Source organism: Nocardia sp. bgisy118 (assembly GCF_057708605.1).
Map to the genome: position 1 here is coordinate 51,080 of NZ_JBYISM010000006.1, position 13,229 is coordinate 64,308.

The following is a 13,229-nucleotide window of genomic DNA, read 5'->3' on the forward strand; positions in this document are numbered from 1 at the left end:
CGATTACCCGGATATCGGGGTGAGTTTCAACCGAATGTTTCACCCGTGTGACATAAGGGTTTCCACGGGTGACAAACAGCCGATCTCGCGCACAGCGGCCGGTGAGGTGTGACGCGCACAGCATGCGCTGCGTCGTGCCGACCCGCAACTCGAATGAGGCGAGTCGCGGGCGGTCAAGCCCAGCTGTCCTCGAGCATGCGTGGTTTGCACGCCTGCCAAGCGCCCGCGAGCAAGATCAGCACCGCGACGCTCAGCATCGCGAAAGGCGCGAGCCAGCCACCCGTCGCCGAGTGCAGCATGCCGAACAGCAACGGTCCCGCACACGCCACCGCGTAACCGACGCCCTGGGTGAATCCGGACAGCGCCGCCGAGCCGCGCGGGGTTCTGGTGCGCAGATTGATGAGGGTGAGCGCCATCGGGAAGGCGCTCGGGCCGAGGCCGAGGATCAGCACCCACAGCACCGGCGCGCTCATCGGCGCGATCAGCAGACCTGCGAAGGCGACGAAGAACAGAGCCGCGCAGACCACGACGACGGGGAAAGGATTACGGAAACGCGCGACCAGGGTCGGTGCCGAGAGCGCGGCCACCAACCCGACGAGGGCGAACAGACCGACCATGGTGCCGCCGAACGCGGCGCTCGCGCCCGCTTCGCTCAGGATCGTGGGCAGCCACGCGAAGATCGCGTAGGTGGTCAGCGAGGTCATGCCGAACATGCCCGCCATCCCCCACGCGACCGGCGAACGCCAGACCTGCCCTGCGGGCTCGTTGTGGTCCGCACCCACGCCGGTGCTGTCGGCCAGGTCGCGGCCGCGCCGGGCGCGCAGCACCCCGAGCCAGGGCACTGCGGCGGCGAAACCGAGCAGCGCCCACAGGCCGACCGAGATCCGCCAGCCGTGCGCCTCGGCCACCGGCACGGCGATCAGGGCGGGCACCACCGTGCCCAGCTGCACCATGGTGATGTAGAGCGAGCTGATCATCGCGAGCCGGTCCGGGAAGTACCGCTTGACCAGCGGCGGGATCACCACGTTGCCGATGCCCATGCCGCCGAGCGCGAGCGCGGAGAAGATCAGCAGTTCGGCGGTGCCGTGCACCGAGGCCCGGATCAGCATGCCGAGGCCCGCCATCAGCATCGCGGTCAGCGCGGTGCGCTCCAGGCCGATGCGGCGCACCAGCAGCGGCGTCAGCAGGCCCGAGAGGGCGAACATCGCGGTCGGGATCATGCCGAACACGCCGACGACGGCGGTCGAGTAACCGATGTCGGCGCCGATCCGTTCGGCCAGGGGGCTGAACGCGGTGACGGCGACTCGCAGGACCAGTGCGGACATCACGATCGCGGTGAGGACGAGCAGCCTGCCCTCGACGAGCGCGCGCTCGCGCAGCTCGGGGGCGGCGGATTCGTGGCGGGTCGCGGTGTCCGGAAGGGTCGCTGTCACCGAAAAATCATAGTATGACCCTATGATTGGCGGCAACAATTTGTGACGGGCGGTACTCTGTTCCGGTGCAACCCGTCCGGCGCACCAGCCTCATCGCCCAGGTAACCGAACAGCTGCGTGCCGAAATTCGTTCCGGCCGTTGGGCTATCGGCTCCCGCATCCCGACCGAACCGGAGCTCACCGAGCTCACCGGGACGGGTCGAAATACGGTGCGCGAGGCCGTCCAGGCGCTAGTGCACGCCGGCATGCTGGAACGACGCCAAGGCTCGGGCACCTATGTGATCGCCGCCTCGGAAGTCGGTGGCACGCTCGGCAAGTACTTCGCCGACGCCGAGGAGCGCGACGTCCTCGAATTGCGCTTGGCCCTCGACACCACCGCCGCCGCGCTGGCGGCGCGCCGTCGCGACGACGCCGACATCGCGAACCTGCGCAGTTTGCTAGAGGAACGCAGCCTCCACTGGGACGAGGACACCCGCACCGCCATCGCCGCCGACGTGGCGCTGCACCGCGCGATCGTGGTCGCCAGCCACAACGCGGTGTACCTCGAGTTCTACGACTCGCTGCTGCCCACCATCGAACAGGTGATCCGCTCGCGGACTTCGAAATCCGACGATTCCTACGACGCGGAGCACAATGAATTGGTGCAAGCCGTCGTCGACGGCGACGCCGATCGCGCCGCGCAGGCCGCGCGCTGCTTCCTCGGCTCGCTCATCGCGGAATACCCGGACGCCCGATAGTTCCAACCGGTTCTAGAGCAGGCGACCAGGTAACCAACCGGTCACCGAGGGCTCTTCCCCCATGTGAGTCGGATTTGCCCGGAACGTCACGGAACGCCATTGGCTCGCAACAACCGGCTTCTACCTTTGTCTCGACCGTACAAGGCAACTCGACGGCCCCTCTGTCGAATGGAGGGGCGTCCCGAGACGAACAACGTCGCAACGGCGCGACGATTGCCGCGATGAGGGTCGGTCGAGACAGATCGAGAGGAAGCCGATGACTGCCACAGTTGCTGCCACCGGCCAGCAGTCGGAATCGTTCAGCCACCAGAAGCGTGGCCGCTGGCTGGAGCACTGGGAACCGGACAACACGAAATTCTGGGAGTCGGGCGGAAAACTGACCGCGCGCAAAAACCTGATCTTCTCGGTATTCGCCGAGAATCTCGGCTTCAGCGTGTGGGTCATCTGGGGCACGGTGGTCACCAGCATGGGCGCCGCCGGCTTCGACTTCCTCGCCGGACTCGGCAAGGGTAACCCCACCGCGGTCAGCAACGCCCTGCTGCTCACCTCCACCCCGACGCTCGTCGGTGCGGCACTGCGCATTCCGTACACCTTCGCCATTCCGAAATTCGGCGGGCGCGCCTTCACCGCCTTCAGCGCGGCCATGCTGCTCATCCCGACGCTCGGCCTGGCCTACTTCGTGAACCAGCCGGGCACGCCGATGTGGGTGTTCATGGTGCTCGCGGCGCTGGCCGGCTTCGGCGGCGGCAACTTCTCCTCGTCGATGGCCAACATCTCGTTCTTCTTCCCGGAGGGGAAGAAGGGCGCGGCCCTCGGCATCAACGCCGCGGGCGGCAATCTCGGTGTCGCGCAGACCCAGCTGGTGCTGCCGCTGCTGATCACCCTCGGCACCCATCTCACGGCCAAGGATCCGGCGGGCTACCGCTTCGGCATCACGCTCTCGGTGCTGGTCTGGGTGCCGTTCATCCTGATCGCCACCTTCGGCGCGCTGCGCTACATGGACAGCATCAGCACCGCCAAGTCCGACGGCAAGTCCTACAAGCTGGCGCTCACCAACCGGCACACCTGGGTGATGTCGTTCCTCTACATCGGCACCTTCGGCTCCTTCATCGGGTTCTCCTTCGCCTTCCCCACCCTCATCAAGGCGAACTTCCCCGACCTGGCCAAGATCAGCTGGATCACCACGCTGGGCAACCTGGCCTTCCTCGGCGCCCTGGTCGGCTCGTTCAGCCGTCCGTTCGGCGGATGGATCTCCGACAAGGTCGGCGGCGCCAAGATGACCCTGTTCGTCTTCTGCGGCATGTCCGTCGCGGTCGCCGGGATCATGGCGGCGCTGGAGCTGAAGAGCTTCCCGCTCTACCTGACCGCCTTCCTCGCGCTGTTCATCCTCACCGGCATCGGCAACGGCTCCACCTACCGGATGATCCCGTCCATCTTCAGCGCGGAGGCCAAGAAGTACGCCTCCGAGCACGGCCTGGACATCGCCGAAGCCGCGGCGTCGGCGAAGCGACAGGCGGGCGCGGCGATCGGCGTCATCGGCGCGGTCGGCGCCTCCGGAGGCTACCTGCTGCAGCAGGCGCTTCGCCTGTCCAACATCAACTTCGGCAGCATGGCGCCCGCCTTCTGGACCTACGCGGTGGCCTTCCTCGTGATGGCGACCGTCACCTGGTTCTTCTACCTGCGGTCCTCCTTCGCCATCGGCCGCGTCCCCTCGCTGGCCTACGCGAAGGTGTAAACCGCAACCGACGTCCGGTATTCGAACCCGAACCCCGAATACCGGTCCGGGTCTGGCAGCCCGAAACCCCCTCCGGGCTGCCGAGCCCCCGAATGCCGCTGGGAACAAGGGCCTCCCAGCGGCATTCGGCATTGCCGTGCTCGCACCATCGCGCGTAATCGTGAAAGTTTCGGCTTCGTCGGCGAATTCCGTTGCTATGGTCGACAGCGACGACCATCCGAGTCGTTTCGATTCTGGGGAGCCCGATCATGGACGATGACGTGGGCCGAACGGCGATCTCGCCGTTCGTCGCGTCGATGACGACCAGGATCGCGCGCCACGCTGACGCCTACTCGGTCGAGGTCGAGCGCTTTCGCGAGTCGGCGCCACGGGCCGTCGGTGCAGAGGAACGAATTCTCGAAGACTTGTATGCCCATGTGGAAAACATCCTCGTGAGCTACGAGCCACCCGGCGTCCGGCGACGCGGCGACAGCCTGACTTTTCAGCATCTCTATACCGCTGTCTTCGAACGGCCATCGGACGCCGACGACGAAACGACCGGAAGCCTCCTCGGTGAGGTCATCGAAGCGCTGGTGGCGGCGGAGACCGAATTTCGCGGGCCGCTCAGCTTGAGCCACGTACAGCGGGAGCGGCTGGCCCAGACCTATGAGCGCCTCGGAAGCGCGCTGAGCGGTGCCTTGCTGCCCGCGCACGCGCGCATGGCGTTCCGCCGCGCCGCCTGGCTGTACGGCGTGAACGAGGATCGCGATGCGCAGGACCGCTGCGAACTGGCCAGTGCGAGAATACGGACGACAAGAATCTATCCGTGGTGGCAGCGCACTGCGGGGCGTGCCGCAGATCTCTTGTGCGGCTATGGTTTTCGCCCGTTCCGGCTGCTCGGCTGGATCGGTGTCGTGCTGATCCTCAGCACCGTGGCCCTCGTCGCGATCGAGGGCGTTTCGCTCACCACGGCGCTGCGTCTGTGCGTGGTCAGCGCGCTTGCGCCGCTCGGCGCCGACGATCAGGAAACGCTCGGTTCGTCCGGGCGGGCCCTCTTGGTGTTCGAATCCTGGCTGAGCGTCGTTGCCACTTCGGTCTTCTTCGCGCTGTTGGTCCGACGATGGTTCAGGCTGTGATCCCGCCGCGCTACCAGTTCGTTCTGCTCAGGTCCGCCTGGTACAGCGCGGACAGGGTCGCCACGGACAGCCGATCGCGGAGCTGGTAGATCCGCGATTCCCATTGGCGAGAGAATCCCGGGTCCGATTCCAGCTGGCGCCATACGCCCCGCAATGCCGCGGGCGAGTGCGCGCCGGGCAGCCAGAGATGCACGACGTGCTCGAGCATCGTCGCCACGATCTTCACCGATTCGGAGCCGTTGTGTGTCAGCAGATCCGCTCGCTCGATCTCGGCGCCGACGACGGTGAGCAGCCAATCGTGGAGCGCGAGATCCTCGCAGAACCGCGGTACCACGGCCAGTTCACGCTCGTCACCCACCGTGACGATCGCGCACCGCCTTGCCTCGTCGTCGAGCAGGAACCGCAGGCTCGGCTGCGCATCGGGCACGACCCGTGCGGCCCAGCGCAGCCTCGTCGTCTCGGCCACGAAGGGGACACGTTGGTCCAATGCCGCGTTCATCCGAACCCGCCGCAGCAGGTGCTCGCTGATCGATCCCAGATCGAGCGTCTCCGGCGGCGGTACGCCCGAGAGCATGACCGCCTCGACCAGGTCGGCGCCGACCCGGTCGCCATCGGACACTCGCGTCAGCACCTCGGTCACACCGGCTCGCCCCAGATAGTGCGACCATGCCTGCCTGCGGGTGCTGAAGGACCGGACCACCCCGGTATGGACCGAGCTCTGCAGCACCCTGCCGCCGACCACTACCGCCTTGGCGGCCGCCGTCCCCACCGCGCGCAGGGTCGTGCCAGAGGCGGTCGCCAGCCGGCAGTCCACGCCGACCGCGGTGCTCGGCGAGCTCGCCAGAGCCACCGGGCGCGAACGAGACACCACGCGCCGTCCCGGAACCAAGGCGAGCAGATCTTGGACGACACCCTGGCTCAATGCTGCCGAGTCGGGCACCAGGCAGGTCCGCACTTCCCCGAGAACGACCAGCGGCCGGGTCTGCGGATCGGACACGAATTCAGGCGTCGGCACGGTCAATCACGCACATCCCAGTGATCGTTCGGATTGACGCGACGCTGTTCGCCGGTGCGCCGCGTGAGGAAGATCAGCGAGAGCAGCGCGAGCACCAGGAAGGTGCCGACGGTCCATACCCAGGAGCCGATCTCCGAGCGGATCGCGAGCACACCGGTCACCGGGCCGGTCACCGTAATCAGCAACAGCAGTCTGGTGGTGATGCTCTGCTGGAATCTCGACGATATCGAGAATCTCGACCGTTCGTACAAGGCCAGACTCACGACGAAGAAGGCGGACGCGGCCAGACCCGCGGGCAACGAATCCGTCGCGTGCTCGAACGCGATCGGCAGGGATATCAGGAATGGATACACGCCCCCGTACTCGGACAAGACATTCCCGGTCCGCATATGCAATTCGAACATATGGGAACGCAGCCGCGCGATCTCGCCCGCGGCGTTGGTGTAGACGACCAGCGCCATCGTCGTGGCGAGCGTGGAACCGAGCAGCAGCGCCTTGGCCAGATTGGGAAAGTTGTTCGAGGAGAGCGAGAAACCGAGCACGAAGGTGATCGCGGCGAGAATCGTTCCCGCGAAAGTGACACTCGTCGATGTCTCGTCCGATTCCAGGCCTGCCAGATCGTCCCGATCGAATCGGCAGAATTCGAAGGCAGAGCCGGACGGCAGCTCGACTATCGCGGTGATCACATAGTTCTCGTCCGACAGGAGTCGATCGACATGCCCCTCCGCCTCGATCGGCACCAGGTAACGCTCGTCCGGATCCACGTAGTCGATTCGCAGCTTGTACTGGCAATAGACGCGGTCTCGCCCCGGCCCGAAATATCCGCGCATCATGGTACGAGCAACGAACTTGCGCGAGAACAAGAGTCGCAGCATCGGATAATTCCGTGGACTGGTGACCGTCGAGATCGACGGCAGGCGCCCGTTTTCGGATCCGCGCAGCCGCTGCATCAGATGGTCGAGGAGAAGAGCGCCGATGCCCCGGTGACGGCGATCCGGATGTACCGCGAGCGAGCTGATGTAGATGTGACTCGGCGAGGGGCGCTCGAAGTGGATGAAGCCGATGATGCCGATATCGTCCTCGGCGACGAAAACCCTTCTCCCCGAAACCCCGTCGCGAAGCTCGTCGCCGGAAGCAGGCTCCCTGTCGACATCCCCCGGCGGAAAACACAGGGCGTCCAGCGCGTCCAGGGTGGCGATGTCGTTCTCGTCCGCGATCCGAATCGTCCTCATGACTACTCCCCTCGTTCGGTCACCGATACGAACACCAAGCGCGACACCACAATGGGATCACCATGGGCCGAGCATCGTGTGCGAAATCCGCTCGGCAACCCTGCGCGGCACCGTGATTCCGTCGGCCAACCCGCGCCGGGTGATCTGTTCGGTGACTTCCGGATCCACATCGACGTGGTCGAGAATGACCTGCACCGCGTGCTCGATTCCGAGATAGCGCTGCGGCAGCAGCGAGAGCGTCCGATAGGCCGCGAACGGCTTCGCCGCCGGATTGAGCTGGATCACCGCAGGAAGCTCCCGCCACTCCTTCGGCCACCCGTCCTCCCATCGCCACGGCTGCGGATCGACGACGGCCGCGCCTTCGTAGCGCAGCATGCCCAGCCGCAACAGCTGCCAGATCGACGCGAGGAAGGGGCACGACCACCGGATCCGCGAATCACCGCCGTTGCCTCGGCTGTTGTCCCTGCTCCACATCTGGACGTCGAGGAAGATCGAATGCTCCCGTCGGCCGAACTCCTCCGGCGGGCGGTACGGACCGGCATGATGCATCGCCTCGCCGGGCTCGTCGTCCGAGGAGCGCACTCCGTTGCACAGCCAACCGGATTCGGCTGTCGGCGGCCTGCTGCCCGTGGAGTTCCGCGGGGGCTCGGCGACGATGCGTGCGGCGACCATCTCCGCCAACGGAATTCGCTCGGCGCTCGCCGATTCCGGGGTACCGACCGGGGCCTCCCAGCAGGCGGACTCGCGTGCCAGATAATCGATCGCGACTCCGCATTCGTCCGCCGCGCCCAGCAGCAGCTCGAGGATCCTCGCGGGGTCCGCGTCCGGACGGAAGTAGTCATCGATCAGGAAACAGGTACTCACCCGTGCCCGCGGGCCGAAGTCTCGCCGCGCGAAAGCGGTGAAGGCGCCGACCAGCGGAGCCAGCCGGCGGAATTCCGCCCGAATGTGTTCCGCGCCGTTGTCGAAGTCGGTCATGTAGAAGTGCCCGACCTCGATGGACAGGTGCGAGAGCGGAACCTCCGCGACCCGGATCCGCTCGGCGGCCTCCGTGTAGCCTTCGATGTCGTTCACGAGTGTCGAACTCCTGTCCGTGAACTGCTCACAGCGTTTCCCAGGTGGCGTCGTCGAACAGTCGACGACCCAGCTGCTGGAAAGCGTCCACTGTCTCGCCCTTCGCGAGACCGGCGGCGACGTCGGCATCCAGAATGATCTGCTCGCGCCACTGCAACAGCGAATCGAAGGGAATTTCGCCGAGCACCACGGACGCGCCGAGCCGCGCGGTCGACGCCAGCCGTTTCAAGCCGTGGTTTTGTTCCTGTATCCACACAGCGCTGGCCGCAGTCGTAGCGCCGAGCTCGTTTGCCGCTGGAACAAGCGTTCGCACATAGCGGATCGACTCCAGCAGTTTCGTCGGATCGTGGCCGTAGGCCGCACCGCTTTCCAGCAGCCCGTGCGGTCCGTGGACCAAGCCGCTCGTCGCCACGATGTGCTGGCGCGTCCATCTGTGGAACACGATCCAACGCATGCGGGACTCGCGCATTTGCGGCAGGGCGGTCGCGCGCAGAACCACTTCCATCGCGATCGACCGGCCGCCGCTCAGGTCGATGATGCAGGTCTGAAACGCATGCTGCAGCTCGAGCAGCAATGCGGCGCATCGCGTGATCGCGTCGTGCTGATCGGCGCGCGCCAGTTGGCCGCCGCCCTCGTCGCCCGGCAGCAACACCAATCGACCGCGCCGGTGGCGTTGTTTGCGCAGCGTTACCCGATCGGTGGCCGCGTAGACGTCGATCTGTGCGGCAGTTGTGTTGCGCCCCAGCAGATATGAATGCAGCCCGGCGCCACCCGAGACCCCGCGTTGTGCCGAACCGATTTCGAAGATCGCGCCCGCGGTGGGCGCACCGAAATCGAAATCGAGGTAGGCGACACTCTGTCCGGCCGTGCTCAGCCGATACGCGAGATTGCCACTGCTGACCGACCTCCCGGTACCGCCTTTGTCCGATGTGGCGATCACGATCATCGGCTCAGCACCCCCTTGCCGCATCCTGGTTCGCCGTGGGCGATCGGTCGCGGCATCGATCATCGCAGAACGGGCGCGGCGCCAACGCTTGCTGCGCAAGATATCACGCGACGCGGGCGGCATTCCGCCAATCGCGCTCCGCCGATTGGCTTTTGAGTCGCTGTCGGATTGCGGCGAAAACCGGTACCGGTCAGAGCATCAGCCGGACCATATCGGCGGTGCGGGCCAGCCCGGGAAATGCCTCGGGTGTGGAGCGGGGATGCAAGGCGTGCACGGCCAAGCGGAACATGACGGCGCGCAGTAGCATCTGGGGCCATTCGGGGAGGTCGGACCAGCGGTCGACCAGGCCGTCGTCGGCGCCGCCCCAGGAGAGGGCGTCGATGACGATGACGCCCGCGGCCCAGGCGACCGGGCGCCAGTAGGGGGTGATGTCGGTGAGGCCCGGCGTGTGGGCGCCCGCGAAGAGGACGGTGCCGAACAGGTCGCCGTGCACCAGCTGGGCGGGGGTCTGCACCGGCTTGCGCAGGGTGGCCAGCTGGCCGATGAGTTCCATGCTGCGCCTGCCGTCGGGCGAGGTGGCCGGCATCGCGCCGCCCGCGCGCAGGCTGCGCAGCGGTACCGCCTCCCAGGCGGCGCGGTCGGCGGCCACGAAGACGTCCACGTCGACCCACGGCGCGATCGGCGGCTGCACGAGGAAGCGCGGGCGCTCGAGTTTCGTGGTCGTCTGGTGCAAGCGCAGCGAGATCGAGACGACCTCGTCGTGGCGCGGCTCGGGGCTGCCCTCCAGGTACGTGTCGGCGCGCCAGCCGGAGACCACGTAGCGGCCGTCGGTGGCGCGCACCGGACGGGCGACGCGCAACCCGTCGACCTTCAGCGTCTCGCGGATCTTGGCCGACCACGCCGCCCGCGCGTGATCGGCGACCGGGGTCAGCACCACGTTGCCGCAGCGCCAGCCGCCGTCCCAGTCTCCGAGCGAAACCGGCGTCACTTCGCGCAGACCGAACGTGGCGCGCACGTGCTCGGGGGGTTCCACAGAAGTCACGGCCGTACGGTACCGCCGGTGAGGGGCCGGATTCGGACGCCGCGCCGGTCCGGGCGCGCAGCTGGCTACCGCACGGATCCAGGCCCTGTACGGCCCTTATCCGTCGTATCGCACCCGTGCGCGTCCGCCAAGCGAACCCCGCCGCGCGCCGAAGAGCCGGACGTCGGCGCGCGAGCGGAGGTACGCCTAGTACACCGGCAGGCTGGTGTCGACCTGGTTGGCCCAGGCGACGATGCCGCCCTGCACGTGGGTGGCGTCGGAGAAGCCCGCGTTCTTCAGCACCGCGAGCGCCTCGGCGGACCGGATGCCGGTCTTGCAGTGCAGCACGATCGGGCGGTTCTGCGGCAGCTCGGACAGCGCCTCACCGGACAGGATGCGGTCCTTCGGGATGAGCCGCGCGCCCTCGATGTGCACGATGTCCCATTCGACCGGCTCGCGCACGTCGATGATCTCGATGTCCTTGCCCGCGTCGAGCAGTTCCTTCAGCTCACGCGCGGTGATGGTCGACCCGGCCGCGGCGGCCTGGCCCTCGTCGGACACCACACCGCAGAACGCGTCGTAGTCGATCAGTTCGGTGATCGGCTGGCGCTCCGGGTCGCGGCGCAGCTTGATGGTCCGGTAGCTCATGTCCAGTGCGTCGTAGACCATCAGCCTGCCGAGCAGCGGGTCGCCGATGCCGGTGATCAGCTTGATCGCCTCGGTCACCATGATCGAGCCGATGGACGCGCACAGCACGCCGAGCACGCCGCCCTCGGCGCAGGACGGGACCATGCCGGGCGGTGGGGCCTCGGGGTAGAGGTCGCGGTAGTTCAGGCCGCGGCCATCGGGGGCGTCCTCCCAGAAGACCGAGACCTGGCCTTCGAAACGGTAGATGGAACCCCACACGTACGGCTTGCCCGCCAGCACCGCGGCGTCGTTCACCAGGTAGCGGGTCGCGAAGTTGTCGGTGCCGTCGAGGATCAGGTCGTAGTCGCGGAACAGCTCGACCGCGTTCTCCGGCTCCAGGCGGATCTTGTGCAGCCGCACGTCGATGCCGGAGTTGATCTCCAGGATGGAGTCGCGCGCGCTGTCGGCCTTCGGACGGCCGATGTCGGATTCGCCGTGGATGATCTGGCGCTGCAGGTTCGAGGAGTCGACCTCGTCGAACTCCACGATCCCGAGCGTGCCGACACCCGCGGCGGCCAGGTACAGCAGGGCAGGCGAGCCGAGGCCGCCCGCGCCGATCACCAGCACCTTGGCGTTCTTCAGACGTTTCTGCCCGTCCACACCCACATCGGGAATGATCAGGTGACGGCTGTAGCGGGCGATCTCGTCCTTGCTCAGTTCCGCAGCCGGCTCGACCAGCGGCGGCAGGGACTTCGGTGATGACACGTCCAGGACTCCTCGAATCGAATTGGCCGATCGCGATGTGCAACGCCGACGATCGAGCCGTTCTTCCCCATTATCGTCGCGCACCGGGTCCGCGATCAGCCGCGCGGGTACGGCCAGGGGTTGAAGCGACAGCGTTTGCCGTCCATCGGAACAAGGCCGTCGGGATCGAGCGCGGCGATGTCGTTGTTCTTGGTGCCGAAGGTCTGCTGCATCATGATCGGCGCCAGGCCGCCGTCGGTCTCGCACGGCTGATGCTGGTGGTAGCCGATGGCGTGGCCGACCTCGTGGTTGATCTGATACTGCCGGTAGGAGCCGATGTCGCCTTCGAAGGCGAGCGCGCCGCGCACCCAGCGCACCTCGGAGAGCACCACCCGGTCCAGGTCGGCATTGAAGCACGAGGAATCGATGGGGATGTCGAAACCGCAGGATTTCCTGGTGGTCTGGCGCGAGGTGAGCGAGATCCGGAAATCCGGGTTGCCCTGATCGACGCGGCGGAAGGCGAACTTCTTGTCGTTCGCCCAGCTCTTCGGATTGGTCAGGGTGCTGTCGATCATCTTGGCCACCGACTCGTCGCCGCCGAAGCCGGAGGTGTCGACGCCGTTCTCGATCTCGACGGTGTAGCTGAAGTGGTACTCGGTGCCCGCGCCGAACTCGGCGGTGGTGCCGGGGACCACCCGCCAGTTGCCCACGCCGTTCTCGGTGAACGGGCCGCCCTCGGGCAGCGCACCGGTGGGCAGGTCGGCGGGGAACTGCCCGTCTCCCGGCGGTGCGCCGATGATGCCCGCGGTCGCGGCGCGCGGACTGAGCCGTCCGAAACTGGGGGCCACGCTCGAACCAGGGCCGCCCGCGCCGCCGCGCACCGCGTCGACGATCACCAGCACGGTGACCACGAACAGCACGGGAAGTGCGTACGCGCGCCAGCCGTAGGTGGAGACGAAACGACCGAGGGCGCTCTGCTTCTTGGTGTTGCGCTCGGGTCGTGGTCCGCGGGCGCGATTCGGATCGGGCGCCGTGGGATCCCAGCGTGCCCGCAGGGGCTGGTGGGAGCGGTTGGCGGCGCCCGGGTAGAGACCGAGAGGGTCGTAGATCTCGACGCCGTTGGCGTCACGTGGCGGCAGGGGTGTCGGCGCGGTTTCCGCCTCGTCGCCGTCGGGTTTCCGCGGCCACGGGTCGATGCGGCTCCCGCGCTCGGGTCTGGATCGGCCGGGCCGACCTGCGATCCCGGACCGCGGTACAGCGCCCGATCGGGCAGCCGCACCCGAACGCGATTCGGGACCGGACCTTGCCACGGGTCCAGAGACTACGGAATCGGGCGACCCGGAGCCAGCGGGGCCGAGCGCATCGCGCCCGCCGCCGGAGACGATGGACGGGCCGGAATCGCGTGCCCGATCCCCGTTTGCACGCAGGGTCACATAAGACAGGTTCTCACAGAGCCGACGACAGCCGGTCGAGTGCGTCCTGACCGGGGGTAGGCGCGATACGCGGCCGATCCGCGCCGATCCGCCCGCGCGTGCGCCGGAATGACCGCG

General features: G+C 67.2%; 11 protein-coding genes. 3 read left to right on the forward strand and 8 right to left on the reverse strand.

From position 1 onward, the window contains the following. Positions 1–173: 173 nt before the first annotated feature. Positions 174–1,433 carry a CynX/NimT family MFS transporter gene (locus tag AC3EO7_RS09490; protein WP_435591004.1) on the reverse strand — a complete coding sequence of 420 codons (1,260 nt, stop codon included), beginning with the start codon at positions 1,431–1,433 and terminating at the stop codon, positions 174–176. Between the two features lie 65 nt (positions 1,434–1,498). On the opposite strand from AC3EO7_RS09490, the gene AC3EO7_RS09495 reads away from it, so the two are divergent. The 3 genes from AC3EO7_RS09495 to AC3EO7_RS09505 all read left to right on the forward strand — a co-directional run bounded on the left by AC3EO7_RS09495 (position 1,499) and on the right by AC3EO7_RS09505 (position 5,020). Then, complete coding sequence (locus AC3EO7_RS09495; RefSeq protein ID WP_431967889.1) at positions 1,499–2,170, forward strand: FadR/GntR family transcriptional regulator; 672 nt, start codon at positions 1,499–1,501, stop codon at positions 2,168–2,170. Between the two features lie 256 nt (positions 2,171–2,426). Continuing rightward, positions 2,427–3,905, forward strand: coding sequence for an MFS transporter (locus AC3EO7_RS09500; RefSeq protein ID WP_431967887.1), 1,479 nt, complete (start codon positions 2,427–2,429; stop codon positions 3,903–3,905). A gap of 248 nt (positions 3,906–4,153) precedes the next feature. Further along, positions 4,154–5,020 (forward strand): hypothetical protein, encoded by an 867-nt coding sequence (locus AC3EO7_RS09505; RefSeq protein ID WP_435591005.1) that lies wholly within the window; start codon positions 4,154–4,156, stop codon positions 5,018–5,020. Between the two features lie 10 nt (positions 5,021–5,030). Here AC3EO7_RS09505 and AC3EO7_RS09510 read toward each other — a convergent pair whose 3' ends face one another. From AC3EO7_RS09510 to AC3EO7_RS09540, 7 genes are all read right to left on the reverse strand, one after another. Then, entirely contained in the window at positions 5,031–6,017 is a 987-nt protein-coding gene (locus AC3EO7_RS09510) for an SCO2521 family protein (RefSeq protein ID WP_435591006.1), read from the reverse strand. 20 nt (positions 6,018–6,037) lie between these two features. Beyond that, the gene (locus AC3EO7_RS09515; protein ID WP_431967881.1) at positions 6,038–7,267 is read right to left on the reverse strand and encodes a GNAT family N-acetyltransferase; all 1,230 of its coding nucleotides are present in this window, start codon (positions 7,265–7,267) and stop codon (positions 6,038–6,040) included. 57 nt (positions 7,268–7,324) lie between these two features. After that, positions 7,325–8,341, reverse strand: a complete 1,017-nt coding sequence (locus AC3EO7_RS09520; protein ID WP_431967879.1) for an SCO2522 family protein — start codon at positions 8,339–8,341, stop codon at positions 7,325–7,327. Between the two features lie 28 nt (positions 8,342–8,369). Further along, positions 8,370–9,287 (reverse strand): SCO2523 family variant P-loop protein, encoded by a 918-nt coding sequence (locus AC3EO7_RS09525; protein WP_435591007.1) that lies wholly within the window; start codon positions 9,285–9,287, stop codon positions 8,370–8,372. Between the two features lie 190 nt (positions 9,288–9,477). Beyond that, entirely contained in the window at positions 9,478–10,329 is an 852-nt protein-coding gene (locus AC3EO7_RS09530; protein ID WP_431967875.1) for a TIGR02569 family protein, read from the reverse strand. A gap of 186 nt (positions 10,330–10,515) precedes the next feature. Beyond that, positions 10,516–11,700, reverse strand: a complete 1,185-nt coding sequence (moeZ, locus tag AC3EO7_RS09535) for an adenylyltransferase/sulfurtransferase MoeZ (RefSeq protein ID WP_431967873.1) — start codon at positions 11,698–11,700, stop codon at positions 10,516–10,518. A gap of 95 nt (positions 11,701–11,795) precedes the next feature. Further along, positions 11,796–12,788 carry a DUF3152 domain-containing protein gene (locus AC3EO7_RS09540; protein ID WP_435591094.1) on the reverse strand — a complete coding sequence of 331 codons (993 nt, stop codon included), beginning with the start codon at positions 12,786–12,788 and terminating at the stop codon, positions 11,796–11,798. Positions 12,789–13,229: the final 441 nt, after the last annotated feature.